At 66.4% G+C, this 26,061-nt stretch carries 29 protein-coding genes; 18 read left to right on the top strand and 11 right to left on the bottom strand.

Features of this window, described 5'->3' with window-relative positions; all coding sequences use genetic code 11:
* Nucleotides 1–98: 98 nt before the first annotated feature.
* Nucleotides 99–803 carry an NAD-dependent deacylase gene (locus VSX79_RS00145; protein ID WP_179498224.1) on the bottom strand — a complete coding sequence of 235 codons (705 nt, stop codon included), beginning with the start codon at nt 801–803 and terminating at the stop codon, nt 99–101.
* 84 nt (nt 804–887) lie between these two features.
* Here VSX79_RS00145 and dapB point away from each other — a divergent pair, with 84 nt between their 5' ends.
* Both dapB and nth read left to right on the top strand, forming a co-directional pair.
* On the top strand, nt 888–1,616 hold the full coding sequence (dapB, locus tag VSX79_RS00140) for a 4-hydroxy-tetrahydrodipicolinate reductase (RefSeq protein ID WP_326914077.1): 729 nt from the start codon (nt 888–890) through the stop codon (nt 1,614–1,616).
* Nucleotides 1,617–1,621: 5 nt separating this feature from the next.
* Complete coding sequence (nth, locus tag VSX79_RS00135) at nt 1,622–2,278, top strand: endonuclease III (protein WP_179498220.1); 657 nt, start codon at nt 1,622–1,624, stop codon at nt 2,276–2,278.
* A gap of 56 nt (nt 2,279–2,334) precedes the next feature.
* Here nth and VSX79_RS00130 read toward each other — a convergent pair whose 3' ends face one another.
* Nucleotides 2,335–3,228 (bottom strand): LysR family transcriptional regulator, encoded by an 894-nt coding sequence (locus tag VSX79_RS00130; protein ID WP_326914076.1) that lies wholly within the window; start codon nt 3,226–3,228, stop codon nt 2,335–2,337.
* Nucleotides 3,229–3,317: 89 nt separating this feature from the next.
* Between VSX79_RS00130 and VSX79_RS00125 the strand changes: the two genes are divergently transcribed.
* From VSX79_RS00125 to VSX79_RS00100, 6 genes are all read left to right on the top strand, one after another.
* On the top strand, nt 3,318–4,028 hold the full coding sequence (locus tag VSX79_RS00125) for a CoA transferase subunit A (protein WP_179498216.1): 711 nt from the start codon (nt 3,318–3,320) through the stop codon (nt 4,026–4,028).
* Nucleotides 4,028–4,909 carry an HAD family acid phosphatase gene (locus VSX79_RS00120; RefSeq protein WP_326914075.1) on the top strand — a complete coding sequence of 294 codons (882 nt, stop codon included), beginning with the start codon at nt 4,028–4,030 and terminating at the stop codon, nt 4,907–4,909. Before VSX79_RS00125 ends, VSX79_RS00120 begins: the two co-directional genes overlap by 1 nt.
* Nucleotides 4,906–5,547 (top strand): CoA transferase subunit B, encoded by a 642-nt coding sequence (locus VSX79_RS00115; protein ID WP_179498211.1) that lies wholly within the window; start codon nt 4,906–4,908, stop codon nt 5,545–5,547. Before VSX79_RS00120 ends, VSX79_RS00115 begins: the two co-directional genes overlap by 4 nt.
* Before the next feature lie 10 nt (nt 5,548–5,557).
* On the top strand, nt 5,558–6,838 hold the full coding sequence (locus VSX79_RS00110) for a serine hydrolase domain-containing protein (protein WP_326914074.1): 1,281 nt from the start codon (nt 5,558–5,560) through the stop codon (nt 6,836–6,838).
* 70 nt (nt 6,839–6,908) lie between these two features.
* Entirely contained in the window at nt 6,909–7,886 is a 978-nt protein-coding gene (locus VSX79_RS00105) for an NAD-dependent epimerase/dehydratase family protein (RefSeq protein ID WP_326914073.1), read from the top strand.
* A complete protein-coding gene (locus VSX79_RS00100; RefSeq protein ID WP_326914072.1) occupies nt 7,874–8,554 on the top strand; it encodes a glutathione S-transferase family protein in 681 nt (226 codons plus the stop codon). Before VSX79_RS00105 ends, VSX79_RS00100 begins: the two co-directional genes overlap by 13 nt.
* Nucleotides 8,555–8,670: 116 nt before the next feature.
* Here VSX79_RS00100 and VSX79_RS00095 read toward each other — a convergent pair whose 3' ends face one another.
* Complete coding sequence (locus tag VSX79_RS00095) at nt 8,671–9,189, bottom strand: sterol desaturase family protein (protein ID WP_326915282.1); 519 nt, start codon at nt 9,187–9,189, stop codon at nt 8,671–8,673.
* 126 nt (nt 9,190–9,315) lie between these two features.
* On the opposite strand from VSX79_RS00095, the gene leuC reads away from it, so the two are divergent.
* The 5 genes from leuC to VSX79_RS00070 all read left to right on the top strand — a co-directional run bounded on the left by leuC (nt 9,316) and on the right by VSX79_RS00070 (nt 13,006).
* Nucleotides 9,316–10,746, top strand: coding sequence for a 3-isopropylmalate dehydratase large subunit (gene leuC, locus VSX79_RS00090; RefSeq protein ID WP_179498203.1), 1,431 nt, complete (start codon nt 9,316–9,318; stop codon nt 10,744–10,746).
* On the top strand, nt 10,743–11,333 hold the full coding sequence (gene leuD / locus VSX79_RS00085) for a 3-isopropylmalate dehydratase small subunit (protein WP_179498201.1): 591 nt from the start codon (nt 10,743–10,745) through the stop codon (nt 11,331–11,333). Before leuC ends, leuD begins: the two co-directional genes overlap by 4 nt.
* A 32-nt stretch (nt 11,334–11,365) precedes the next feature.
* Nucleotides 11,366–12,361 (top strand): NADPH:quinone oxidoreductase family protein, encoded by a 996-nt coding sequence (locus VSX79_RS00080; protein WP_326915281.1) that lies wholly within the window; start codon nt 11,366–11,368, stop codon nt 12,359–12,361.
* A gap of 65 nt (nt 12,362–12,426) precedes the next feature.
* Complete coding sequence (locus VSX79_RS00075) at nt 12,427–12,639, top strand: DUF167 domain-containing protein (RefSeq protein WP_326914071.1); 213 nt, start codon at nt 12,427–12,429, stop codon at nt 12,637–12,639.
* A 73-nt stretch (nt 12,640–12,712) separates the two neighbouring features.
* A complete protein-coding gene (locus VSX79_RS00070) occupies nt 12,713–13,006 on the top strand; it encodes a hypothetical protein (RefSeq protein WP_179498199.1) in 294 nt (97 codons plus the stop codon).
* Between the two features lie 24 nt (nt 13,007–13,030).
* On the opposite strand, the gene sdhA is transcribed toward VSX79_RS00070, so the two are convergent.
* The 4 genes from sdhA to VSX79_RS00050 all read right to left on the bottom strand — a co-directional run bounded on the left by sdhA (nt 13,031) and on the right by VSX79_RS00050 (nt 16,437).
* Nucleotides 13,031–14,845 carry a succinate dehydrogenase flavoprotein subunit gene (gene sdhA, locus VSX79_RS00065; protein ID WP_326914070.1) on the bottom strand — a complete coding sequence of 605 codons (1,815 nt, stop codon included), beginning with the start codon at nt 14,843–14,845 and terminating at the stop codon, nt 13,031–13,033.
* 1 nt (nt 14,846) lies between these two features.
* Nucleotides 14,847–15,254 carry a succinate dehydrogenase, hydrophobic membrane anchor protein gene (gene sdhD / locus VSX79_RS00060; RefSeq protein WP_326914069.1) on the bottom strand — a complete coding sequence of 136 codons (408 nt, stop codon included), beginning with the start codon at nt 15,252–15,254 and terminating at the stop codon, nt 14,847–14,849.
* Nucleotides 15,247–15,627 (bottom strand): succinate dehydrogenase, cytochrome b556 subunit, encoded by a 381-nt coding sequence (gene sdhC / locus VSX79_RS00055; protein ID WP_407697233.1) that lies wholly within the window; start codon nt 15,625–15,627, stop codon nt 15,247–15,249. Before sdhC ends, sdhD begins: the two co-directional genes overlap by 8 nt.
* 342 nt (nt 15,628–15,969) lie before the next feature.
* Complete coding sequence (locus VSX79_RS00050) at nt 15,970–16,437, bottom strand: cupin domain-containing protein (RefSeq protein WP_326915280.1); 468 nt, start codon at nt 16,435–16,437, stop codon at nt 15,970–15,972.
* Between the two features lie 98 nt (nt 16,438–16,535).
* Between VSX79_RS00050 and dapE the strand changes: the two genes are divergently transcribed.
* Nucleotides 16,536–17,669 carry a succinyl-diaminopimelate desuccinylase gene (gene dapE / locus VSX79_RS00045; RefSeq protein WP_326914067.1) on the top strand — a complete coding sequence of 378 codons (1,134 nt, stop codon included), beginning with the start codon at nt 16,536–16,538 and terminating at the stop codon, nt 17,667–17,669.
* Here dapE and VSX79_RS00040 read toward each other — a convergent pair.
* From VSX79_RS00040 to VSX79_RS00030, 3 genes are read right to left on the bottom strand one after another with little or no spacing between them, the layout of a single operon-like run.
* A complete protein-coding gene (locus VSX79_RS00040; RefSeq protein ID WP_326914066.1) occupies nt 17,666–18,241 on the bottom strand; it encodes a Smr/MutS family protein in 576 nt (191 codons plus the stop codon). The two genes, dapE and VSX79_RS00040, sit on opposite strands and share 4 nt — an antisense overlap.
* A gap of 1 nt (nt 18,242) precedes the next feature.
* Nucleotides 18,243–19,568, bottom strand: coding sequence for a murein transglycosylase A (mltA, locus tag VSX79_RS00035; RefSeq protein WP_326914065.1), 1,326 nt, complete (start codon nt 19,566–19,568; stop codon nt 18,243–18,245).
* A 4-nt stretch (nt 19,569–19,572) separates the two neighbouring features.
* The gene (locus VSX79_RS00030) at nt 19,573–20,235 is read right to left on the bottom strand and encodes a Tim44/TimA family putative adaptor protein (protein ID WP_179498185.1); all 663 of its coding nucleotides are present in this window, start codon (nt 20,233–20,235) and stop codon (nt 19,573–19,575) included.
* 251 nt (nt 20,236–20,486) lie between these two features.
* Between VSX79_RS00030 and secB the strand changes: the two genes are divergently transcribed.
* The 4 genes from secB to VSX79_RS00010 all read left to right on the top strand — a co-directional run bounded on the left by secB (nt 20,487) and on the right by VSX79_RS00010 (nt 24,510).
* Nucleotides 20,487–21,002 (top strand): protein-export chaperone SecB, encoded by a 516-nt coding sequence (gene secB / locus VSX79_RS00025; protein ID WP_179498183.1) that lies wholly within the window; start codon nt 20,487–20,489, stop codon nt 21,000–21,002.
* A gap of 26 nt (nt 21,003–21,028) precedes the next feature.
* On the top strand, nt 21,029–22,606 hold the full coding sequence (gene murJ / locus VSX79_RS00020; RefSeq protein WP_179498181.1) for a murein biosynthesis integral membrane protein MurJ: 1,578 nt from the start codon (nt 21,029–21,031) through the stop codon (nt 22,604–22,606).
* A 21-nt stretch (nt 22,607–22,627) separates the two neighbouring features.
* Nucleotides 22,628–23,635 (top strand): tryptophan--tRNA ligase, encoded by a 1,008-nt coding sequence (gene trpS / locus VSX79_RS00015; RefSeq protein ID WP_179498179.1) that lies wholly within the window; start codon nt 22,628–22,630, stop codon nt 23,633–23,635.
* Between the two features lie 185 nt (nt 23,636–23,820).
* Complete coding sequence (locus tag VSX79_RS00010; protein ID WP_179498177.1) at nt 23,821–24,510, top strand: DUF4136 domain-containing protein; 690 nt, start codon at nt 23,821–23,823, stop codon at nt 24,508–24,510.
* A 192-nt stretch (nt 24,511–24,702) separates the two neighbouring features.
* Here VSX79_RS00010 and dnaA read toward each other — a convergent pair whose 3' ends face one another.
* On the bottom strand, nt 24,703–26,061 hold the full coding sequence (gene dnaA / locus VSX79_RS00005; protein WP_179498175.1) for a chromosomal replication initiator protein DnaA: 1,359 nt from the start codon (nt 26,059–26,061) through the stop codon (nt 24,703–24,705).

Raw genomic sequence — 26,061 nt, 5'->3', positions numbered from 1 at the left:
TTTGGGGGAGTGGCCGGTCGTGCACCCCGGCGAAAGCCGGAGCACACGTCTCTATCGGCCGCGTCCGGCCGAAAGCGGCGGCATCGCAGGAGCCAGCCTCACCCGCCCAGCATCGCCTCGACCCACTGCGGCACCAGCTGCGTCGCCGGGCCGTGGCGCGCCTCGTCGAACCAATGGCTGCCCTGGCTCGGTTCCATATTGAGCTCGAGCGTCATCGCTCCCGCGGCGCGCGCCTCGCGCACGAAACCCGCGGCGGGATAGACCGCGCCCGAGGTGCCGATCGACACGAACAGGTCGGTGCGGTTCAGAGCCTGGTAAATTTCCTCCATCCGGTAAGGCATTTCGCCGAACCAGACGATGTCGGGACGGAGGTGCCCCGTCACACCGCACGCGCTGCACGCGGGACGACCCAGCAGCGGGCCGGTCCACGGCACGCGATTGTCGCATGCGGTGCACCAGGCATTCAGATGCTCGCCGTGCATGTGGATCAGCCGCTTCGCCCCCGCGCGCTCATGCAAATCATCGACATTTTGCGTGACGATCAACAGCTCGCCCGGCCATTCGGCGTCGAGCCGCGCGAGCGCGCGGTGCGCCGCGTTGGGCGTCTTGGTCCGGATCGCCTCGCGCCGCATGTCGTAGAAGCGCAGCACCAGGTCAGGGTCGCGGGCAAAGGCCTCGGGCGTCGCCACATCCTCGACGCGATGCTGTTCCCACAGGCCGCCGGCGTCGCGAAAGGTGTCGATGCCGCTTTCGGCCGAAACCCCGGCGCCGGTCAGGATCACGATATTCTGGATTGGAGACATGCTATCCTGTTCTTCTTGATTCGAAGGCGACAACCGCTAGGCGGGCGACATCGTTCAGCATGACGGGGGCACGAAAGGCAAGCCATGACCAGCATCGGCATTATCGGCAGCGAGGGCCGGATGGGCCTCGCGCTCGCCGCCGCCATATCGGAGGCAGGACAGCGCAGTTGCGGCATCGACAAGGGCGGCAATGTCGCGAAGCTCGCGGCGGAGACCGACATTCTCGTCGATTTCTCGTCGCCCGCCGCGCTCGAGGCGACGCTCGACGCCTGCGTCGCGGCGCGCAAGCCGATCGTCATCGGCACGACGGGGCTCGAGGAGCGCCATCATTATCTGATCGACGATGCCGCCCGGGATATTGCGGTGCTCCAGACCGGCAACACCTCGCTGGGCGTCACGCTGCTCGCGCATCTGGTGCGCGAGGCGGCGGCGCGGCTCGACCCCGAATATGATATCGAAATCCTCGAAATGCACCACCGGAACAAAGTCGATGCGCCGAGCGGCACCGCGCTGCTGCTCGGAGAGGCGGCGGCCGAGGGGCGCGGGATCACCCTCGCAACCTGCTCCGAACGCGGCCGCGACGGCCTCACCGGCGCACGCGTCCACGGCAGGATCGGCTTCGCGAGCCTGCGCGGTGGCACCGTCGCCGGCGACCATGACGTGATCTTCGCGGGCCCCGAGGAGATGATCACCCTGTCGCATCGCGCCGAAAACCGCATGATCTTCGCGCGCGGCGCGGTGCGCGCGGCGCTGTGGCTGATTAACCAGAAGCCCGAACGTTACAGGATGCCGCAGGTGCTGGGGCTTTCGTAAGCGCGATGAAGAAGTCCGACATTTTCGAATTCTATCGCCGTCTCGCCGAGCTGAACCCCAGTCCCGAGACCGAGCTGGAGTTCGGCAACACCTATCAGCTGCTCGTCGCGGTCGTGCTTTCGGCGCAGGCGACCGACGTCGGGGTGAACAAGGCGACGCGTCGGCTGTTTCAGGAGGTGAAGACCCCGCAGGCGATGATGGAGCTCGGCGAAGACGGCCTCAAGCAGCACATCAAGACGATCGGGCTGTTCAACGCCAAGGCGAAGAATGTCATCGCCCTCAGCGAAATCCTCGTCCGCGACCATGGCGGCGAGGTGCCCGCCGACCGCGACACGCTCGTCGAGCTGCCCGGCGTCGGGCGCAAGACCGCCAATGTGGTGATGAACTGCGCCTTCGGGGCGGAAACCTTTGCGGTCGACACGCATATTTTCCGCGTCGGCAACCGCACCGGGCTCGCCCCCGGCAAGACGGTGCTCGCGGTCGAAAAGAAGCTGGAGAAGGAAACCCCGGCGCCCTTCCGCGTCGGCGCGCACCACTGGCTGATCCTCCACGGCCGCTACACCTGCAAGGCGCGCACCCCCGAATGCTGGCGCTGTCCGGTCGATGACCTTTGCCGCTACAAGCCCAAGACGCCGGCCCCCAAGACGAAGAAGGCGGCGTGACGGGAGCACCGGCTTAGGGGTGCGACGCGAGCCGTTGGCCGGGAACCCCGCCCGGTTCAGTTGAGTGCCTTGGCGAGGTTCAGCTTTGCCGCGCGCTCGAAAATCTGTGTGAGCACCGGCTCGGTGTCGGCTACGCGCATCGCGACGTGGAATTCGACCGGCGCGAGCGCGGGCATGGCGTCGATCAGCGCCAGCGCGCCGCTCGCGACTTCGCTGCGCACCATCGGCCGCGGAAAGATGCCGATCCCGCCGCCCGCCTTCGCGATGTCGATCATCGTGCGCGCGTTGTTGCAGAGGTTGAGCGATTTTTGCGCGATTCGCGACGCCGCGATCGCGTCGCGCATCCGGCCGTGGATCGGCGAATGGCTGGCGAGCGACCAGACCGGAAGCGTCGCTTCTCCGCCGGCAAAAGCCGAGGCGACCGCGGGGCTGGCAAGCCACACCAGTTCGACCGCGCCGATCGGGCTCGTTTTCAGCGCCGGATGCGCGATCGGCCCCGCCGCGAAAGCGATGTCGGTGCGCCCGGTGAGCAGTTGCTGGATCAGGTTCGCGGTGAGGTCGATTTCGATTTCGAGACCGACGCCGGGCATATCGGCCTTCAATCCCGCGACGAAGGCGGGAAGGCAGCTCGCCGCGGCGATCTCCCCCGCGCCGATCCGCACCACCCCGCTCGCCTCGCCATAGCCGCCGCTGCCGAGCAGCGCGACCTGCATGTCGCGTAGCAAGGGATCGCAATCGCGCACCAGCTTGCGCCCCGCCGCGGTGAGCGACATTGCGCGCCCTTCGCGGCGGAACAGCGCCGTGCCGAGACGCTGTTCGAGTTCGCGCATCCGCGCCGATACCGTCGGCTGGGTGGTGTTCAGCCGCTCGGCCGCGGCCGAAAAGGTGCCGAGCCGGTCGATCCACAGCAAGGTTTCGAGATGATAGAGCGAGACGCGATTGATAGACATCGTGTATGTATAATCCAAAAATCGAACAATTAGAATTGATGGATCAAATGCGCCAAGGTCGCGCACGAAACATTCAGGAGAGCCGTCCCATGGGGAAGAAGCAATATCCCGACGCCGCCGCCGCCCTCGAAGGCCTGCTCTTTGACGGCATGCAGATTTGCGCCGGCGGTTTCGGCCTGTGCGGCATCCCCGAACGGCTGATCGACGCGATCCGCGACGCGGGCACCAAGGATCTGACGATCGCGAGCAACAACGCCGGGATCGATGGCGAAGGGCTCGGCAAGCTGCTTCGCACCAGGCAGGTCAAGAAGATGATCAGCAGCTATGTCGGCGAAAACAAGGAGTTCGAGCGGCAGTATCTGGCGGGCGAGCTCGAGGTCGAATTCTGCCCGCAGGGCACGCTCGCCGAGCGCTGCCGCGCGGGCGGAGCGGGCATTCCCGGCTTCTACACCAAGACCGGCGTCGGCACCCTCGTTGCCGAGGGCAAGGAGGTGAAAAGCTTCGACGGGCAGGATTATATCCTCGAACGCGGCATCTTTGCCGACCTCGCGATCATCAAGGGGTGGAAGGCCGACGAGAGCGGCAATTTGATCTTCCGCAAGACCGCGCGCAACTTCAACCAGCCGATGGCGACCGCGGCGAAAATCTGCGTCGCCGAGGTCGAGGAAATCGTGCCCACCGGCAGCCTCGACCCCGACTGCATCCACCTGCCCGGCATCTATGTGAAGCGCCTCGTCCTCGGCGCGCCGTACGACAAGAAGATCGAATTCCGCACCACGCGCCCGCGCGAGGCGGCGTGATGCGCGCGCTCCCGCTTGCTGCGGCGCTACTGCTCGGCGGCTGCGCGAGCGCGCCGGCAGAAGTGACCACGGCGCCCGCTCCGCCGCCAGCCGCTGCGCCGGTCGAAACCGCCAAACCGCCGGCCCCGCTGCAATATCTCTATGGCTCGCCCGAAGCCGCCGTTGCTGTGGGCGCCACCAATGCGCGCATCGCGGACTATGGCGCGTGGCGGATCAAGGCGCGCCCGAAGGACAGCGTCGTGCTGGCGGCGGGAGCGACGATGGACGCCCCGACGTTCGAGCCGTGCGGCAACAAGCCCTTCGCCGCGGTGTTCGACGCCGACGAGACGTTGATCTGGAACCTCGGCCCCATGCGCTATTTCGCCGAGAAGCGCACCGGCTTCGATCTCAAGGTATGGGACCAGTGGGAAAAAACGGGCGCGGGCAAGGCGGTCGCGATGCCCGGCACGGTCGAGATGGTGAGCAAGCTGCGCGCCGCGGGAATCACCGTCATCGCCAACACCAATCGCAGCGCCGCCAATGCCAAGGGCAGCGAAGATACGCTCCGCGCCGCCGGGCTTGGCGAGTTCAAGCATGGCGAGACCCTGTTCCTGATGGGCGACGATGCCGGCGGGTCGAGCAAGGATGGACGCCGCGCGACGATCGCATCGCGTTACTGCGTGATCATCCTTGCCGGCGACCAGCTCGGCGATTTCAGCCAGCAGTTCAACGCCCGGGACCTGCCCGCCGCGCAGCGCATGGCGCTCGCGACCAGCGCGGGTGCCACCGCACTCTGGGACAAGGGCTGGTTCCTTTTCCCCAACCCCGTCTACGGCCCGTGGGAAAAACTGGGCTGGGGCGACGCCTTCCCCTCCGACAAGCAATGGGAGCCAAGCCAATGAGCTGGACGCGTGATGACATGGCGGCGCGCGCCGCGAAGGAACTGCAGGACGGCTATTACGTCAACCTTGGTATCGGCATCCCGACTTTGGTCGCGAACCATATCCCGGCGGGGATGACGGTGACGCTTCAGTCCGAAAACGGCATGCTCGGCATCGGTCCCTTCCCGCTCGAGGGCGACGAGGACGCCGACCTGATCAACGCCGGCAAGCAGACGATCAGCGAATTGCCACAGTCGGCCTATTTCTCTTCTGCCGACAGTTTCGCGATGATTCGCGGCGGGCATATCGACCTCACCGTATTGGGCGCGATGGAGATCGCCGAAAATGGCGACATCGCCAACTGGATGATCCCGGGCAAGATGATCAAGGGCATGGGCGGCGCGATGGACCTCGTCGCCGGGGTCAAGAAGATCATCGTCGTGATGGAGCATAATGCCAAGGACGGCAGCCCCAAATTCATTCCCGAATGCACGCTGCCGCTGACCGGCAAGAATGTCGTCGATATGATCATCACCGACCTCGCGGTGTTCAAGCGCGAGGATCACGACAGCCCGTTCAAGCTGATCGAGCTCGCACCGGGGGTGACGGCGGACGAAGTCGCGGCTAAGACAACGGCCAATTATGAGGTCGCCATCTAAACACGGGTCAATGAAGCGGGTCCTTGCCTGCCTCGTCGCCATCGCCGCACTGGGATCGGCCGGCTGGTTCGGCATTCACGCCTTTGGCGACAGCCAGCCCCTTGCCAGCGTCCCGATCCCGATCCAGGCCGCTGAAAACCTGCCCGACACGCCCGCCGAATGGCGCGGCCGGATCGACTATCGCGCGTTCGACCGGCAACTCGCCGACCTGTCGCAGCGACCCGAAATGGCCGGGCTGGCCGTGGCGGTCGTCGAAGACGGCGAATTGCGTTTCCTGCGCACCTATGGCTTCGCCGATGCCGCGACCGGCGCGCCGGTAACGCCGCAGACGCTGTTTCGCTGGGCCTCGGTCTCCAAGACCGCCACGGGCGCGCTCGCGGCCGCGCTGGCGAAGGACGGCGCCGTCGACCTCAATCGTCCGATTTCGCGCTGGCGCACGACGCTGCGCTTGCCCGGAGGAGCGGAAGAACGCGTCACGGTGGGCGATCTGCTCGCGCAGCGCACCGGCCTTACCAAAAACGCCTATGACGAGAAACTGGAGGAGGGGCAGAGCCCCGAGCTGCTGCGCGCGAGCCTGGCGCTCGCACCGCTGCAATGCGAACCTGGCACCTGCCACACCTATCAGAATATCGCCTTCGATGCCGCGAGCGAGATATTGGGACGGGCCGCGAACGAGCCTTTCTCCAACGCGGTCGAGGACCGGTTTTTCCGCCCGCTCGGCATGGTCAGCGCGGGTTACGGGATGGCGCGGCTGACGGGCGCGAAGGATTGGGCGAAGCCGCATCGCGGCGCGCAGGTCCGCCCGGTCAAGGAGGCCTATTGGCGCGTTCCCGCCGCCGCCGGGGTCGAAAGCGACATCGTCGATTTCGCCAAATGGATGCAGGCGATGATGGGCAGCCGCCCCGACGTGCTGCCGGCACCGGTGCTGGAACTGGCCCATCGCCCCCGCGTCGGCACGGCGCGTCTCTATGGCGGCGCCCTGCGCCAGGCGACGGGTGACGCGGGCTATGGTCTCGGCTGGCGGAGCTTCACTTATGACGGCTACCGGCTCGCGGGCCATTCGGGCGCGGTCGCGGGCTATCGCGCCACGATGATTTTCGAACCCGCGACGCGGACGGGCGTTGTCGCGCTGTGGAACAGCGATTGGGGATTCCCCTTCCGCATCCCGTTCGCGGCGCTCGACAGCTATCACCGGCGGGAAGATGCACGCTGGCTCGATCTCGGCGAGCTGCCGCCGGCGAAGCGCACGGCCGTCGCGACCAAGCCGGTTGCCGAGGCTCCCAAAGGGTAACGCCCCTTGCTCCCGCGCCCGGCGCCTGTGTATCAGGCGCGCGTCCACACAGGCGGGAGGAGAATGATCGATGCGCGTGCTATTGACCGGGTCGTCGGGCTGGCTCGGCCGCACTCTAGCCCCGTTGCTGGTCGAGCATGGCCATCGCATCACCGGGCTCGACGTCGTGCCCGGCGCGCATACCGATGTGATCGGCACCGTCGCCGACCGCGCGCTGATCGAGCGCGTGATGGGCGAGCACGGGATCGAGGCGGTGATCCATGGCGGCGCGCTGCACAAGCCCGATATCGTGCGCTATCCGCGGCAGGCTTTCGTCGACGTCAATGTGACGGGCACGCTGAACCTGATCGAGGCGGCGGTCGCGGCGGGCAACGATCGTTTCCTCTTCACCTCGACGACTTCGCTGATGGTACGCGCCGATGTTCGCGCGGGCGCAAGCGTAAAGGGCGCATGGTGGATGGACGAGGATTTCGCGCCCGTCGAACCGCGCAACATCTATGGCATCACCAAGCTCGCCGCCGAACAGGCCGTCAAGCTGGTCCACCGCGAGCATGGCATCAACGTGGCGATCCTGCGCACCGGCCGCTTCTTTCCCGAGGATGACGACACCCACGCGACCCCGAGCGGCGAAAATCTCAAGGCCAACGAGCTGCTGAACCGCCGCCTGACGGTCGAGGATGCCGCGGGGGCGCATCTCGCCGCGCTTGAGGCGGCGCCGCAGATCGGCTGCGACACCTTCATTCTCTCCGCGCCGCCGCCCTTTGCACGCGAAGACGCCGAAGAGCTTGCCCGCGACGCGCGCGCAGTGATCGCGCGCCAGTACCCCGACGCCGCCGCGCTATACGCCACGAAAGGCTGGGTGCTTCCCGATATCATCGACCGCGTCTACGACCCGTCGCGCGCCGAGCGGCGCTTCGGCTGGCGCGCCAAGAGCGACTTCGGCAGCGTGCTCGCGGCATTGCGCGACGGCACCGACCTGCCCTTCGCGCATGATCCCGACTACACCTCCCCCATTATCGCCCAGGAGCGCGACGCATGTATGTGCTGATCACCGCCAACCGCAATTATTCGAGCTGGTCGCTGCGCCCGTGGATGCTGATGCAGGGGCTCGGCATCGCGTTCGAGGACCGGATCGAGCCCTTTGCCAAGCCGGTGAATTATGACGCTTTCCGCAGCTTTTCGCCGACCGGCCAGGTCCCGGCGCTCGTCCACGAAGGGCGCACCATATATGATTCGCTCGGCATCGCGCTCTATCTCGCCGACCGGCACGACAGCGTGTGGCCGGCAGAGCCCGATGCGCGGGCCTGGGCCCAATGCGCGGTCGCCGAGATGCACAGCGGCTTTTCGGCGCTTCGCAACGATTGCACGATGAATGTGGGGGTGCGGGTAACGCCGAAGCCGATGTCGGATGCGCTAAAGGGCAATGTGACGCGCCTCCGCGAGCTGTTCGAGGAAGGGCTGGCGACGTTCGGCGGCCCGTGGCTGGCGGGTGCCGATTTCTCGGCGGTCGACGCCTTCTTCGCGCCGGTCGCGTTCCGTATTCGCACTTATGGCCTCGACGTCGGCGCCGGACAGGCGTGGACCCGCCATATGCTCGCGCATCCGGCGATGCTGGAGTGGGAGCGGCAGGCGCTGATCGAGGAATGGCGCGAGGAAAGCCACGAGGCGGAGCTGATGGCGGCGGGAGTGATTACGGCGGACTATCGAAACAGCTAGATAGTCCAGACTCCGTCATTGCGTGCGAAGCGAAGCAATCTCCAGCCAGGGGCCGCGCGCAAGAAGGAAAGCCGGGAGATTGCCGCGTCGCCTTCGGCTCCACGCAATGACAAGTGTCAGTCGGCGATAGCCTCCCGCACCACCGCCACGCCTGCCTCGCGCTGCGCCTTCAGTTCGGCCTTCAGCTTCGCCGGGTCGCGCGCGAACACGAAGCCGAAGCTCACCCCGCCTTCCTTGCCGATCGTCGCATGGTGGAGCTTGTGCGCCTGCACCAGCCGCTTGGCATAGCCGCGCCGCGGAACCCATTTGAAATAGCGCTGGTGGACGAGGCCGTCGTGAACCAGCGTATAGATGATGCCGTAAAAAAGGATGCCGAGCCCGATCCACGTCCCCGGCTCCCACGCCGCCGCGCCGAGGATCATCGGACTGCCGAGCGCGAACATCGAGATGCTGAGCGCGGCGCCGAAGATCGCGAACAGGTCGTTCTTTTCCAGCAGTTTATCATGCGGCTCGTGATGGTCGCGGTGCCAGGCCCAGCCGAAACCGTGCATGATATATTTGTGGCTCGCCCAGGCGACAAATTCCATCGCCACGACGGTGGCGAGGATGAGGGCAATGATGGCGAGCATCGACATGGGGCGATTATAGGCGCGTTGCATGCGTGAGGCCACACTCCGCTCGTCGACCACCATTGCGACCGAAAATTGCGTTTTTGATCGCCACCGGCTTGCAAAGTTATGCCGCAGGCGTAAGTGAGCCGCATGACTCGGCCCCGCACGCTTTATGAGAAAATCTGGGACGCGCATGTCGTCGAACAGCGCCCCGATGGCACCGCTCTGATCTTCATCGACCGCCACCTCGTCCATGAAGTCACCAGCCCGCAGGCGTTTGCGGGGCTTCGCGCAAGCGGGCGCACGGTGCGCCGCCCCGACCTGACGCTCGCGGTGCCCGACCATAATGTGCCGACGACCGCGCGGCTCGACGCGGCGGGCAACAAGCTGCCGATCGCCGACCCCGAAAGCGCCGCGCAATTGGCGGCGCTCGAAAAGAACGCGCCCGAATATGGCATCCGCTACATCGACGCGGTCGCGCCCGAGCAGGGCATCGTCCATGTCGTCGGGCCCGAGCAGGGCTTTTCGCTGCCCGGCACGACGATCGTCTGCGGCGACAGCCACACCGCGTGCCACGGCGGCATCGGCGCGCTCGCCTTCGGTATCGGGACGAGCGAAGTCGAGCATGTGCTCGCGACGCAGACCCTGCTGCTCCAACCCGCGAAGACGATGGAAGTGCGCGTCGAGGGCGACGTCGGCCCCGGTGTCAGCGCGAAGGACATCATCCTCCACATCACCGGCGTGATCGGCGCCGCGGGCGGTACCGGCCATGTCATCGAATATACCGGCAGCGCGATCCGCGCGCTGTCGGTCGAGGGCCGTTTGACCGTCAGCAACATGGCGATCGAGGGCGGCGCGCGCGCCGGACTGATCGCGCCCGACGAGACGACCTTCGCTTACCTGAAGGGCCGGCCCTATGCGCCGAAGGGCGCCGACTGGGACGATGCGGTCGCGTACTGGAAAAGCCTCGCGACCGATCCGGGCGCGACCTATGACAAAGTGGTGGTGATCGACGCCGCCGATATCGCGCCGAGCGTGACCTGGGGCACGAGCCCCGAGGACGTCGTGCCGATCACCGGCATCGTCCCCGACCCCGCGAGCTTTGCCGATCCGTCGAAACAGGCCGCCGCCGCGAAATCGCTCGCATATATGGGCCTCACCCCCGGCACACGGATGCAGGATGTCGCGGTCGAAAATATCTTCATCGGCAGCTGCACCAACAGCCGCATCGAGGACATGCGCGCCGCCGCCGCGGTGATCAAGGGTCGCCACAAGGCCGACAATGTCAGATGGGCAATCGTCGTGCCCGGCAGCGGGTTGGTAAAGGCGCAGGCCGAGGCCGAGGGGCTCGATCGCATCTTCATCGACGCGGGGCTCGAATGGCGCGAACCCGGCTGTTCGGCGTGCCTTGCGATGAACCCCGACAAGGTCCCCGCCGGCGAACGCTGCGCCTCGACCAGCAACCGAAATTTCGTCGGTCGCCAGGGCCCTGGCGCGCGCACGCACCTCGTCAGTCCGGCGATGGCGGCGGCGGCGGCGGTGACGGGCAAGCTCACCGACGTGCGGGAGCTCATGGCATGACCCCGCTCGACAAGGTCGAAGGCCGCGCGATTCCGTTCGGGCTCAAGAATGTCGATACCGACGTGATCATCCCCGCGCATTGGCTGAAGACGACGACGCGCGAGGGCATGGGACGCGGGGCGTTCGAATCGCTGCGCGCCGATCCCGATAATCTGTTCGACAGCGCCGATTTCAAGGGCGCGCCGATCCTGATCGCGGGCGACAATTTCGGGTGCGGGTCGAGCCGCGAGCATGCCGCTTGGGCGCTCGGCGATCTTGGCATCCGCGTTGTGATCGCGCCCAGCTATTCGGACATTTTCTCGGGCAATGCGGTGAAGAACGGCATCCTGCCCGTTGTATTGCCGCAGGCGGCGATAGATCGATTGATGGAAGTCGCGGCCACCGATCCGGTCTTCGTCGACCTTGAGCATCAGACGGTAACGACGCAGTTTCAGGATCGTTTCAGCTTCGACATCGACCCGTTCCGCAAGATGTGCCTGCTCGAAGGGCTCGACGAGATTTCGCTGACCGAAAAGAGCGATGCCGCGATCGGCGCCTATGAACGACAGCTCGATGCGGATCGTCCATGGATGCGGCCCGCCGCGTAAGACCGAAAAAATATCATAAAGAGGAGAAGATGATGAAGGCTCTCTTGTCGACCGCAACCGGCGGCCCCGAAACGCTGACGCTCGGCGAACTGCCGCGCCCGACGGCGGGCAAGGGCCAGATCGTGATCGATGTGAAGGCCTGTGCGGTCAACTTTCCCGACGTGCTGATCATCGAGGATAAATATCAGTTCAAACCCGAACGCCCCTTTGCCCCCGGCGGCGAAGTCGCGGGGCTGGTCGCGGAGATCGGCGAAGGCGTGACCGAGTTCAAGGTCGGCGACCGGGTGATCGCGGGTTGCGGCAACGGCGGCATGTCCGAAGCCGTCGCGGTCGGCGTCCACAATGTCTATCATTTGCCCGAGGGCCATGATTTCGCCGAGGGCGCATCGCTGCTCATGACCTATGGCACCAGCATTCACGCGCTCGTCGATCGCGGCCATATCAAGGAAGGCGATACCTTGCTGGTCCTCGGCGCATCGGGCGGGGTCGGCATTGCCGCGGTTGAGCTGGGCAAGGCGTTCGGTGCGCGCGTCGTCGCGGGCGTGTCGAGCGAAGAAAAGGGCGAGATCGCGCGCCAGGCCGGTGCCGACGAGGTCGTCGTCTATGGGCGCCAGCCGTTCGACAAGGACCAGTCGAAGGAACTCGCGAACAAGTTCAAGGAAGCCGTCGGCCCGAATGGCGCCAACCTGGTCTATGACGCGGTCGGCGGCGATTATGCCGAGCCCGCGCTGCGCTCGATCGCGTGGGAGGGACGCTATCTCGTCGTCGGCTTCCCCGCCGGCATCCCGCGCCTGCCGCTGAACCTGACCCTGCTCAAGAGCTGCGACGTCGCAGGCGTGTTCTGGGGCGCCTTCGTCGCGCGCGAACCGGTGCGCAATCGTGCCAATATCGCGCGGCTGTTCCAGCTGTGGGAACAGGGCAAGATCAAGCCGCGCGTTACCGGCACCTATGCGCTCGAAGACGGTGGCAAGGCGATCGCCAAGCTCGGCGACCGGACCGCGGTCGGCAAGCTGGTCGTCACCGTCTGAAATATCGCCCCGACCCCGCGCTGGCCGATGCGCTTCGCGCGCGCGCCGCATCGGGGCGGATCGAGGTGCGCGTCACGCCCGGTGCGAACCGCGACGAGATCCGCATCGAGGGCGAAAGCGTGCAAGTCCGCGTCACATCACCGCCGGCTGACGGCGCCGCGAACGAGGCGGTGCTGCGCCTGCTCGCTGCCGCGCTCGGCCGGCCCCCGCGCGATTTGACGCTGCTTCGCGGCGCGACGGCACGCATCAAGCTGATCGGAATTGCGATGAGCCGATAGCGGCGGATTAACCAATTGGCAGGGGCAAGGCGCTATGGACGGAGGCAGGACTAGCTGGGGCCAAGGTGGAGCAATGGCGAAACGCGGATCAAAACGCGAAGAAGGGGACGCGAGTATCGCGAATATTTCGCGTACCCGCCGCGCGCAGCTTGTCGCCGAATTCGAGGGCGAGCTGGGTGTCGACTACAAGGCGCGCGCCGCGGCCGAAGAGGCCGAGCGCCGCTGGATCGCGCGCAAGACGTTCATCGTCTGGACCATAGCGTTGATGTTCTTCGCCATCGCGTGCCAGAAATTGTGGCTGATGGGCAAGGACGTCGACGTGCCCTTTTCCGACATCAACCCGGTGCGCAGCCTGTTCGGCGATTGATGCCGGCCGACGCGCCGGCGCGGATCAATAGACCCGCGCCTTCGGCTTGATATATTCGACGTCGTCCGACAGCGTATATTCGTGGACCGGGCGATAATCGAGGCGGACGCCGCCGCCCTTGCCACCCCAGCCGTCGAACCAGCCGATCGTGTGCTTCATCCACGTCGCGTCGTCGCGGTTCGGGAAATCCTCGTGCGCGTGGGCGCCGCGGCTTTCCTTGCGGTTGAAGGCCGAATGCATCGTCACCGTCGCCTGGCCGATCAGATTGTCGAGCTCGAGCGTTTCGATGAGGTCGGTGTTCCAGATCAGGCTGCGGTCGGTGACATGGACGTCATTCATGCGTTGATAGGTCTTGGTGAGCTTTTCCTTGCCCTCGGCCATCAGTTCCTCGGTGCGGAACACCGCGGCGTGGGCGGACATCGCGCGCTGCATCTCGGTGCGTATTTCCGCGGTCGGCGATCCGCCATTGGCGTTGCGGAAATGGTCGAGACGCGCGAGCGCGAGGTCGGCGCTGTCCTTGGGCAGCGGCTGCTGCGCCGCGCCGGGGGTCAGGATTTCCTTCAGGCGATGGCCCGTCGCGCGGCCAAAGACAACGAGGTCGATCAGGCTGTTCGAGCCCAAACGGTTCGCGCCATGCACCGAAACGCACGCGGCTTCGCCGACCGCGAACAGGCCGGGGACGACGGTGTCGGGCCCATCCTTGCCGAGCGTGACGACTTCGCCATGATAGTTACAGGGGATGCCGCCCATATTGTAATGAACCGTCGGCACGACGGGCAGCGGCTGACGCGTCAGATCGACGCCGGCGAAAATCTTGCCGCTCTCGGTGATTCCGGGCAGGCGCTCGGCGAGCACCGCGGGATCGATATGATCGAGGTGCAGGTAGATATGGTCGTTGTGCGGCCCGACGCCGCGGCCCTCGCGGATTTCGAGCGCCATCGAGCGCGAGACGACGTCGCGCGACGCCAGATCCTTCGCCGACGGGGCGTAACGCTCCATGAAGCGCTCGCCTTCGCTGTTGGTGAGGTAACCGCCCTCGCCGCGCGCGCCTTCGGTGATCAGCACGCCTGCGCCATAGATGCCGGTCGGGTGAAACTGGACGAATTCCATGTCCTGCAAGGGCAGGCCGGCGCGCAGCACCATGCCGCCGCCGTCGCCGGTGCAGGTATGCGCCGACGTCGCGGTGAAATAGCAGCGGCCATAACCGCCCGTCGCGAGCACCACCGCCTGGCTGCGGAAGCGGTGGATGCTGCCATCTTCCATGCACAGCGCGATGACGCCGCGGCAGACCTTGCCGTCGGGGCCGTCTTCCATGATCAGGTCGAGCGCGAAATATTCGATGAAGAAGTCCGCGTCATATTTCAGCGACTGCTGATAGAGCGCGTGGAGCATCGCGTGGCCGGTGCGGTCGGCGGCGGCGCAGGTGCGCTGCACCGGCGGGCCTTCGCCCATATTCTGCATATGGCCGCCGAACGGGCGCTGGTAGATGGTGCCGTCGGCGTTGCGGCTGAACGGCACGCCCGCATGTTCGAGTTCGTAGACCGCGTTCGGCGCCTCGCGCACCATATATTCGATCGCGTCCTGGTCGCCGAGCCAGTCGGAGCCCTTGACGGTGTCGTACATATGCCATTGCCAATGGTCGGGCGAATTGTTGCCAAGGCTGGCGGCGATGCCGCCCTGCGCCGCGACGGTGTGGCTGCGCGTCGGGAACACCTTGGTGATGCAGGCGGTCTTGAGGCCCGCTTCGGCGCTGCCCATCGTCGCGCGGAGGCCCGAGCCGCCGGCGCCGACGACGACGGTGTCATAGATATGGTCGATGATCTTGTAGGCTTCGGTCATCTTACATGCCCCCAGGAGCGAGCCCGGCGGCGGGCGCAAGCGCGATACGGACAATGACGAAGATGCCGTAGGCGGCGCCGCCGATCGCGTAGAAGTTCAACAGGACGAGCGACAGGATCCGCGTCGCCTCGCCGTGGACATAGTCCTCGATCATCACCTGCAAGCCGAGCCGCAGGTGCCAGAAGACGCTGACGACCATCAGGATCAGCGCGAGCGCGACCGTCGGGTCGGAGGCCCAGCGCAGCACGGCGCCATGATCGCCAAGCGGCAGGCGGAACATCGAGACGACGAACCAGGTGACGAGCAGGACGTTGCCAAGCGCGGTCAGGCGCTGCTGGATCCAGTGATGCGAGCCATGGTGCGACGAGCCGAGCCCGCGCACGCGGCCGAGACGCGTTCCGTTACCCATTGAGCGCCTCCGCAAAGACAGCGAGCCAGACGGCGGCGGTCGCCGTTATCGACCCGACGAAAACAAGGATCGACCAGAGCTTGTTGGTCTTGAGCTCATAGCCCGCGCCGGTGTCGAGCACGAAATGGCGCAGCCCCGAGAAGAGATGCTGGAAAAAGGCCCAGGTCAGGCCGACGAGCACGACCTTGCCGAGAATATTGGTGACCTGGTGGAAGGCCCCGACCTCCGGGCTGGGGTCGTGCCACACGCAGGCGATAAAGGCCGCATAGGCGTCGGGACCGGCGGCGAGCGCGCCAAGCCACCAGAGGAACATCAGCCCGCCGACGATCGCGAGACCGTCGCCACTGACGCGGTGGAAGATGGAAACCGCCATCGCGGGGGTCCATTTATACACCTGTAAATGCGGGGAGCGCGGACGCGCGCTTGGTTCGTTGCCAGCCATATCAGCCCTGTCTTGACTCTAAACGGTCGATGCGCCGCCGGTTAAGCCTTCCCGCCGCGATATGCAATTGCTTAGGAGCATAGGGGAATAAAAGCTTGGGCCCGGGGGTGTGGTGCGACCATGGGTTGCCCTTGCTTTCATCGTCATCCCGGACTTGATCCGGGATCCACTACGACGGCGCGGCTATGGAACCCGGATCAAGTCCGGGATGACGAAGCTGGGATAGGCGATCGGCCGTCTTCCACCCCGAAACCGCCACCGCAGTTCCGCCGATCAAGCTATTCGCGACGTCGGATAGGGCGTGCCGTCCTTGTGGAAATAACCGTCGGGCGTGAAGAGCATGTCGATGTCCGAATAGCCGCCGCCGGTGTCGTGCGCCTTGCCCCCGCCAAGCGCGACGAAGACGCAGTCGGCGTCCGATTCATTGATCAGATGATGGCCGTTGGTGCTGCCCTTGGGCCAGACCGCGATATCGCCGGCGCGCATCGGCCAGCGGCCGTCGTCCTCGACCAGCACCGCCTCGCCCGAAATCATCACGAGCATCTCGTCCTCGCCGTCGTGCCAGTGGCGCTGCGACGACCAGGCGCCGGGTTTCAGCACGACATGACTGGCGGCGAAATCGCTGAGGCCGGTCGGCGGCGCGAGGCGGCGGTACCAGCGGCCTTGCACGGGTTCGTCGTAGGGCGGCGGATAGCCGGTCGTGTTGGATTGCGGGATGCTGTCGAGATCGAGCTTGGGCATGGCAGTCCTCATGTATTTTGTTCCTTCTTTGTTTCGCACAAAGGGGTCGCGATGCAAAGCCTCGACTTGAACGCGAACGAAGGAGTAAGGGGGCGGACATGACCCATCATGTCGATCCCGTCGAACTCGCCAAGGCGCTGATTGCCGCACCGAGCGTCACCCCCGCCACCGGCGCCGTGTTCGACGCGCTGGAGGCGGCGCTGGTCCCGCTGGGGTTCACGGTCGAGCGGTTCATCGACGGCATCGAGCCAGACGGGCCGGTCGAAAATCTGCTCGCGGTGCGCGCGGGCGAGGGGCCGGTTCATTTCGGTTTCGCCGGGCATCTCGACGTCGTGCCGCCGGGCGTCGGCTGGACGGGCGACGCCTTTGCGCCCGAGATCCGCGGCGAATTGCTCTATGGCCGCGGCGCGGTCGACATGAAGGGATCGATCGCGGCCTTTGTGGCGGCCGCGGCCGCGACGCCGGTCGACGCGGGCACGATCAGCCTGATCATCACCGGCGACGAGGAAGGCCCCGCAATCTTCGGCACGCGCGCGCTGATGGAGCATATGGAGGGTCGCGGGGTGAAGCCCGACATGATCGTCGTCGGCGAGCCGACCTCGGTAAACCGGCTCGGCGACATGGTGAAGATCGGGCGGCGCGGGTCGGTCAATATCTGGATCGACGTGCCGGGGACGCAGGGGCACGTCGCCTATCCACACCTTGCCGACAATCCGATCCCCAAGCTGGTCAAGATATTGTCGGACATCGATTCGGTGAGCCTCGACGCGGGGACCGACTGGTTCCAGCCGTCGAACATCGAATTCACCGACATCGAGGTCGGCAACGGCGCGACCAACGTCATCCCCGCTTCGGCGCGCGCGCGGCTGTCGATCCGTTTCAACGACCGGCACAAGGGCGCCGACCTGGTCGCGATGATCGAGCGGATCGCACGCAACGTCGAACCCGAGGCCAAGGTGCTCGGCAAGATTTCGGGCGAAGCCTTTCTGACCCCGCCGGGCGAGCTGTCCGAACTCGTCGCCGAGGCCATCCATGCCGAGACCGATTTGCGCCCCGAAATGTCGACGACGGGCGGCACATCGGATGCGCGCTTCCTCCATGCGCTGTGCCCGGTGGTCGAATTCGGGCTGACCAATGCGACGATGCACAAGCTCGACGAGGCGGTCGCGGTCGAAGATCTGCACAAGCTCACCGCCATCTATCGCGGCATATTGATGCGCGCCTTCCTTTAATCCTCGCGGGATCGCCGCAGGATCACATAGACCGCCCCCCCGCCGCCGTGGCTGATGTGCGCGGGGCGGAGCGCGACGATCTGGTCGGCATAGGGCGAATAAGCAAGCCAGTCGGGAAGCGAGGCGCGGATCGCACCGCGCGGGCGCGGGTCGCCGTGCATCATCGGCAGGCGGTCGGCGCCGGGACGCAGCCGCCCCGCGACGACGAGCAGCACGCGCGCGCCGCGCAGCAGCGCACGCCCGATCGCATCGTCGAGCAAGGCCTGAGCCGAAGCGAGGCTGTGGCCGTGAAGGTCGATGCTCATGTCGGGGCGGACAAGCCCCTTCCTCAGGCGGCGGTCCCAATGGCCGTCGAGCGTTGCCTGACTGTGCGCGCGCCGCGGCGGCGGAAGCTTCACCGCGGGACGCGGTGGCGCGGCCGGCGCGGCGGTGCCGCGCGGGGTCGGTTTGGGCGGCTTGACGGTCGGCGGTGCCGCAGGGGCGAGCGGCGCCGTCGGCCTCGGCAGCGGCGTTACCGTTGCCGCGACCTTTTTCCACAGCGCCGTTTCGTCGGGAGCGAGGCGCCGCGGCACATCAAGGCGCCGGGATCAGCCGCGCGATGCTCGCGCGCGGGAGCAGGAGCAGCGCCGAACCGCGCGCCGCCATACCGCCCGCGATCGCGCGCGCATCCTCGCCCGCGCCCCAAAAGCTGTCGAAGCGGTTGGCGCCCTTGATCGCGCCGCCGGTGTCCTGCGCCACCCACAGACCGTTCGGTTCGGCGCGGTCGAGCGAGAGGAAGACGGGCGCGCCGAGCGGCACATATTTGGGATCGGCGGCGACGCTCGCGCGGCCAGTCACGGGCACGCCGAGCGCGCCGAGCGGGCCAGGGCCGGTGAGTTCGCGGAAGAAGACCCAGCTGGGGTTCTCGTTCATCACCGCGGCGCCGCGCACCGGATCGGCGCGCAGATAGTCGAGGATGCCCTGCATCGATGCCTGCCCGCGCTGTAATTCGCCGCGGTCGAGCAGCAACTTGCCGATGCCGACATAGCCGCGGCCGTTCTGCGTGTCGTAGCCGATCCGCATGACGCCGCCGTCGGGCAGGCGCAGGCGGCCCGAGCCCTGCACCTGCAGGAAGAAGAATTCGGCGGCGTCGGCTGCCCAGGCGATTTCGAGTCCGCGCCCCTCGAGCGCACCGCTTTCGATCGCCGTGCGGTCGTAATAGCGGACAAAATTGCCGTCCTCGACTCGGCCGCGGATCTTGCGGCCCTTGAGGTCGTCGGCGAACTGGCCGAGATCGACTTCGACGAGGTCGGCTGGGCGGCGGTAGATGGGGATGTCATAACCCGGCCGCTGGTCCCGCGAAGCGGCGATTTCGGGTTCGTAATAGCCGGTGACGAAAGCGGTGCCCGCGCCGACCTGCACCGTGCCGAAATAGCGCGCGAAGAAGGTCAGCGCGTCACTGTCCGCCCAGTTTTTCGCCGCGCTGCAGCTTTCGCCCCAGTCGGCGCCCAACGTCAGGCCGCTCGTATCGGTGCGCCGCTGCACCGAAGGGCAGCTGATGCGGAAAGCGGCAAGCGCGGCTGCCGCCTGCTCGGCGGTCACGCCGAGCGTTGCGAAATCGGGACCGGCGATCACGCCGCTGGCGGCGGCGGTCGTTGCCTCGGCCGGGGTCGCGGCGGCAGGAAGCGGCGCGCGCGGGGTGGCGGGAACCGGCTGCGCCGCGGCGCCGGGGCGCTCGGACGGACGCGGCACATAGGGACGCGGGGTGCCGGCCGGTCGCGATGGCGGGGGGGTGGCTGTCGCCGGGCGGCTGCCGTCCGCCGCAGGCACGACCGAGGCGCAGCCCGACAGCAGCGGCAGGGCGGCGAACAGCGCGAATCCGAAAGTCCGCGCGCGCGGCGCCCCCACCGCCCGGATCATGCGATCAGGCCGATTCGGCTTCGTCGAGCACCCAATTGGGGTCGTTGCTGCCGATCTGGCGGCGGAAGGTCCAGAGATCGTCGGCCTGTGCCGCGTCGCTCATCGACCCGGCGATCAGCTTGCCGTCGGCATCGCGGGTGATCGCGCTGATGTCGGCGTGGTAGCGCACGGTCACGCGCGCTTCGCTGCGGCTCATCTCGACCGCGGTGATCTTGGCCGAATCGATACCGATCAAGCGATTTTCCAACGTTTCGCCGCGCGCTTCGCGGGCTTCGATCGCTTCGACGAAAGCGTCGTAGCTGTCATCGTCGCAGAGGTCGCGCAGCGTGTCGCGGTCGCCCTTCCAATAGGCCTCGAGGATCATGCGATACGCCGCCTCGGCGCCTTCCATGAAGCGGCCGGCGTCGAAATTCCGGTCGGTCGCGAGCAACTGGCGCAGGCCGGCCTCGGCACCGGGCTCATAGACCAGCCCCGCCGTGTCGGCGGATGCGGGCACCACGGCCGGCGCGCCGTCGCCTTCGTCGAGGCGGACCGGCGTCGCGGCTGCGCGCTCGCGCGGCAACACGGGCTCTTGCTCATGCCCCGTGCGCTTGCCGAGCACCGAGTAGAGCCGCATCCCGAGGAAGGCGGCGATCATGGCGAGCAGGACGATCGAAAAAGCGGTCACGGGCAAAAGTCCAATGCGGAGAGCAGAAACATATCTGTCGATACATAGGCGATACGCCGCCTAGTTTCAAATAGCCATGACCGCTCCGGCGGGGCAGGTCAACGATTCCCCCTCAACCGGCGCACCCCTCAGGCGGCCATTGTGCTGGCTGCCGGGCGCTGCTAAGCGCCCCGGCAACCGTGCGCCGCGGTTCCGTACAGCCGCGCGGATGCGGATATTGTTTCCATCTTTTAGCGAAAGTTCCTTTCATCATGGCCGACGAAACGAGCCCCGACCTCAACAATCCCGCCCTGCAGCCGAACGGCGAAGACACGAGCCCGGCGATCGGCCTGATCTCGCAATATGTGAAGGATCTTTCGTTCGAAAATCCGAACGCGCCCGCCGTCTATCAGTGGCAGGAAGCGCCGCAGGTCGATGTCCAGTTCAACATCGCCGCCGACAGCGTCGGCGACAATCTGTATGAAGTGACGCTGAAGATCGACGTGACGTCGAAGACCGAACAGGGCACGAGCTTCGTGATCGACCTGAAATATGCCGGGTTGTTCGGCGTCCGCAACGTCCCCGACGACCAACTGCAGCCCTTCTTCCTTGCCGAAGCGCCGCGCATCCTCTTCCCCTTCGCGCGCCGCGTCGTCGCCGATGCGGTGCAGGATGGCGGTTTCCCGCCGCTGCTGCTCGAACCGATCGATTTCCACGGCCTGTTCATGCAACAGGTGCAGGCGACGCAGGCCGAAGCGGCCGGCGAAGTCACGGTCGGCCAGGCATAAGCCCCTGAGCGGGGCGGGCTGAAGACTTGAGCAGCCTCGTCAAAAGCGTGGGGACGATCGGCGGCCTGACGATGGTCAGCCGCATTTTCGGCTTCGCGCGCGACATGCTGCTCAGTCGCATTCTCGGCGCCGGCGGCGTCGCCGACGCGTGGCAGCTCGCCTTCCAGCTGCCCAATATTTTCCGCCGCCTGTTCGCCGAAGGCGCATTCGCCGCCGCCTTCATCCCGTTGTTCAACCAGCGGATGACGAAGGACGGCGACCATGGCGAGGCGCGCGCCTTCGCCGACGCGGTGCTCGCGGTGCTGATCCCGGTGCTGATCGTCTTTTCGGCGCTGCTGCTGATCGTCATGCCGTGGGTGATGGGGCTGTTCGCAAGCGACGCGCTGCAGGCCGACGGCGAAACCTTCGACCTTGCCGTCCTGATGGCGCGGATCGCCTTTCCCTATCTGGCTTTCATGAGCGTCGCGACTTTGTTCGCGGCGGTTCTCAACAGCCTGTCGCGCTTCGCCGCCGCCGCCGCCGCGCCGATCCTGCTCAACATCTGCCTGATCGGTGCGCTGCTGCTCGGCCTCGCCACCGGCGACGGCGGCGAAGCGGCGAAGGCGGCAACCGGGCTCTATCTGGCGATTTCGGTCTCGCTGTCGGGCCTGTTCCAGCTCGCCTGGCTCTATTATTGGATACGGCGGTCGGGATTTCGCCCCGCGTTGCGCCGACCGCGGCTGACGGCGGGCGTGCGCGAAATGGGTGCGCTGATCCTGCCCGCGGTGTTCGGTGCCGGCGTCTATCAGATCAGCCGCTTCATCGACCTCTTCTTCATCGCGACGCTGCCCGACAAGAGCATCACCTATCTGGCAATGGCCGACCGGCTCAACCAGCTGCCGCTCGGGATCATCGGCATCGCGCTCGGCACGGCGATCCTGCCCGCGCTGTCGCGCTTCGTCGCACAGGACGATCGCGACGGCGCCTTCCGGCTGCAGAGCAATGCGGTCGAACTGGCGATGCTGCTCACGGTGCCCGCCGCCGTCGCGCTGTTCGTCGCGGGCCCCTCGATCACCAGCGCCTTTTACGTCGGCGGGCAATATAGCGCCGCCGACGGGCTTGCGACCGGCGCGGTCGTCGGCGGGCTTGTCGTCGGCCTGCCCGCCTATGTGCTGGTCAAGGTGCTCGTCCCCAATTTCTTCGCGCGCAAGGACACGCGCACGCCGGTGTGGACCGCGGCGATTTCGCTGGCGGTCAACATCGCGCTCAACCTGCTGCTGATCCCGCCGCTCGGCATCGTGGGGCTTGCGCTGGCGGGGTCGGTCGCCGCCTGGTGCAATGTGGCGATGCTCTATGCCATCCTCCACCGCAGTGGAATGTTCCGCCTGACCGGGCAGGTGGCGGGACGAATCGCGCGCATCGTCCTCGCCGCGGCGGCGATGGCGGCGGCGCTCCATTATGCGATCCCGCTGGCGGGCGGCGCCTTCACCGGCGGCGTGCTCGAACGGATCGTCGCGCTCGCCGCGCTCGTCGCGACGGGCGCGGTCATATTCTTCGGTTGCGCCTTGCTGTTCGGCGTGGTCAATCGCGACACCGTCGGCCAGCTGCGCCGACGCCAACTCTAAACCTCAGACGGGACGATCGACATGCGGACGCTATCGGGCATCCAGCCCACCGGAAATTTGCACCTCGGCAATTATCTGGGCGCGATCCGCAACTGGGTGCGCATGCAGGACGAGATGGAGGGCGAGAAGCTTTATTTCCTCGCCGACCTGCACGCGATCTCGATGCCGCATGTGCCCGCCGAGCTGACCGCCAACACGCGCGCGATGACCGCCGCGCTGGTCGCCTGCGGGATCGACACCGACCGCTCGATCCTCTTCAATCAGGCGCGCGTTCCCGCGCATGCCGAGCTGCAATGGCTGCTGAACGGCACCGCGCGGCTCGGCTGGCTCAACCGCATGACGCAGTTCAAGGACAAGTCGGGCAAGAATCGCGAAAGCGCGTCGGCGGCGCTCTATACCTACCCGGTGCTGCAAGCGGCCGACGTGCTGCTCTATCAGACGACGCACGTCCCCGTGGGCGAGGACCAGAAGCAGCATCTCGAGCTCGCGCGCGACATCGCGCAGAAATTCAACAATGATTATGCCAGCGAAGCGGCACCGGTGTTCACGCTGCCCGAACCGATCATCCCGGCGGGCATGGCGCGTATCATGAGCCTGCGCGACGGCGCCGCGAAGATGTCCAAGTCCGACCCGTCGGACATGAGCCGCATCAACCTGACCGACGATGCCGACACGATGATGCAGAAAATCCGCAAGGCGAAGACCGATCCCGAGGTGCTGCCGTCCGAAGCCGAAGGGCTTGAGGGACGTCCCGAGGCGCGCAACCTTGTCGGCATCTATGCCGCGCTTGCCGATACGAGCGTCGATGCGGTGCTGCGCGACCATGCGGGGCAAGGGTTCGGGGCGTTCAAGCCCGCGCTCGGCGAATTGCTGATCGAAAAGCTGGGCCCGATCAACGCGCGCTTCGTCGCACTCAAGGACGATACCGCCGCGCTCGACGCGATCCTCGACAAGGGCGCCGGGAAGGCGCGTGCGCTCGCGAAGCCGACGCTCGACGCCGCCTATGCCGCACTGGGGCTTTGTCGCTGACGCTTGTGCGCGCGGTTTCGGCATTGTTTCAGGGCGAAATTTCTTGTCTTGGCGTTTCGCGTCCCCATATCGGTACGTGGAACGCCGTGCGACGAAACGGGTTCAACCAAGGTTAAGTCGCGTCGGCATAGTCTATGGTATGAAAGCGCGGCGTGAACGCGCAACCGAATCACGGAGCCAAGACGATGAGCAAGATCAATTTCCGGCGGCTGGGCCTGGCCGTCCTGACGGGCGCGGCACTCGCGCTCGCGGGCTGCGCGACCCCGTTCAAGGCCGATGTCGCGCGCTTCCAGTCGCAACTGCCCGCGCCGCAGGGCCAGAGCTTCGTCGTCGAGGCAAGCAACCCCGCGCTGCAGGGTGGCATCGAGTTCGGCCAATATGCGAATATGGTCGCGGGCGAACTGACGCGTTACGGCTATCGCCCCGCGGCGAACGGCGAACGCGCCGACCTGGTCGTCCGCATGGATTACGGGGTCGACAAGGGCCGCGAACGCGTCGTGTCGAGCCCCGGTTTCGGCGACCCCTGGTACGGCGGCTATTACGGCCGCGGCTTCTATCGCCCGGTGATCGTCGCGGGCCGCGGCGGGCGGCGCTATGTCTATGGCTATCGCGATCCCTTCCTGTGGGGCGGTTTCGGTCCCGGCTGGGGCTATAACGACGTGTCGAGCTACACCGTCTACACCAGCGGGCTGAACCTGCAGATCAACCGCGCCGCCGACGGCTCGCGCCTGTTCGAGGGCCATGCCGAGGCGCAGTCGCGCGACAATAATCTGCAGGCGCTGGTCCCGAACCTCGTCGAAGCGATGTTCACCGACTTTCCCGGCAATTCGGGGGAGCGGGTTCGGATTACGGTAGCGCCGCCCGAAAAGGGCTGAGCGATCTCGACGCCAGAAAATAAAAGGCCCGCCTTCCGGAAGGAAAGCGGGCCTTTTTTGGGTTTGGAGAGGCAGCAATGTCGGCTTTCTACCGAGAGCAGACATCAAATTCTCGTCACCCTGGCGGACGATCAAACCACCTCCCGCAGCATGGGGATATCTCCGGGGATAATCCCGGTATAAACTTGTCGATCAGCTGTTGAGGGCGCGGCGGATCGCGGCGATCTCGGCGTCGAGTTCGCTGTCGGCGACGCGGAGCGCCTCGACCGTGCGCACCGCGTGGATCACCGTCGAATGGTCGCGCCCGCCGAAGCGGCGCCCGATCTCCGGATAGGAGCGCGGCGTGAGTTCCTTGGCGAGATACATCGCGACCTGGCGCGGGCGGGCGATCGCGCGCACGCGGCGCTTCGACGCCATTTCGGACTTGTCGAGCCGGTAGTGTGCGCACACCGCGCGCTGGATCTCGTCGATCGTGATGCGCGGGCGCGCGCTGCGGACATTTTCGGCGAGCCGGTCTTCGGCCAGCGTCAGGTCGACGGTCGTGCCGGTGAGCGCGGCGTAGGCCAGCAGCTTGTTGAGCGCACCTTCGAGCTCGCGGATGTTACGCGTGAAATGCTTGACCAGATAGGCGACGACCGCGTCTGGCACCTCGACCATTGGCATCGCGGCGAGCCGCTGGCGGATGATGCGTTCGCGAAGATCGTCCTCGGGCGCCTCGATATCGGCTACGAGTCCGCCCGAGAGGCGCGACAGGAGCCGCGCCTCGACGCCGTCGAGCATCGCTGGCGGGCGGTCGGCGGTGACGACGAGGCGCTTGCCCGCCGTCATCAGGTCGTCGATCGTGTGGAGCAATTCTTCCTGCGTCGAATTCTTGCCGATCACGAACTGGAGATCGTCGAGCAGCAGCAGGTCGGCGGCGCGCAGCCGCGCCTTGAATGCCATCATGTCGCCGCCGCGCATTGCGCCGACGAATTCGAGCATGAATTTCTCCGCCGACATCAGGATGATGTTCGCGGTCGGGTGCGCCGCGGCATAATCCTGCGCGATCGCCTGGAGGAGGTGGGTCTTGCCCTGCCCGGTGCCCGAGCACAGATAGAGCGGGTTGAACTGCGGCGCCTCGACCATCGCCATGCGGCGCGCGGCGTTGGCGGCGAGGATATTGCTGCGCGCGACGACGAAACGGTCGAACGACAGCCGCGGATCGAAACCGAGCAGCGCGGGATTGGCCGCGGGCGTCGGCGCATCGAAGCGCGGCAGCGGCGGTGCCGCGAGCGCCGCGGCGCGATCGTCGGCGGCGGCCCCGCCACGCACCATGACGCCGCGCACGGCGGGCAGCTGCTGCCGCCACGCGAGTTCGAGGCGGTCGCCGAACCGCTCGTTGATCCAGTTTGCCGAGAAGCGGCTGACCGTTTCGAGCGTGATCACGCCCGAGAGCGAGCAAAAATCGGCAAAGCGCACAGGCTTCAGCCAATGATCGAAGGTGCGCGCGCCAAGGTCGCGACGCAGCCCTTCCGCCACGCGCGGCCAAAGCGTTGCAGCATCGCCGCTCAT

It is taken from the genome of Sphingopyxis chilensis (assembly GCF_035930445.1).
GTDB classification, from domain to species: Bacteria; Pseudomonadota; Alphaproteobacteria; order Sphingomonadales; family Sphingomonadaceae; genus Sphingopyxis; species Sphingopyxis chilensis.
Note: the sequence above shows the minus strand (reverse complement) of the source record. Positions and strands in the feature narration are given on the sequence as shown.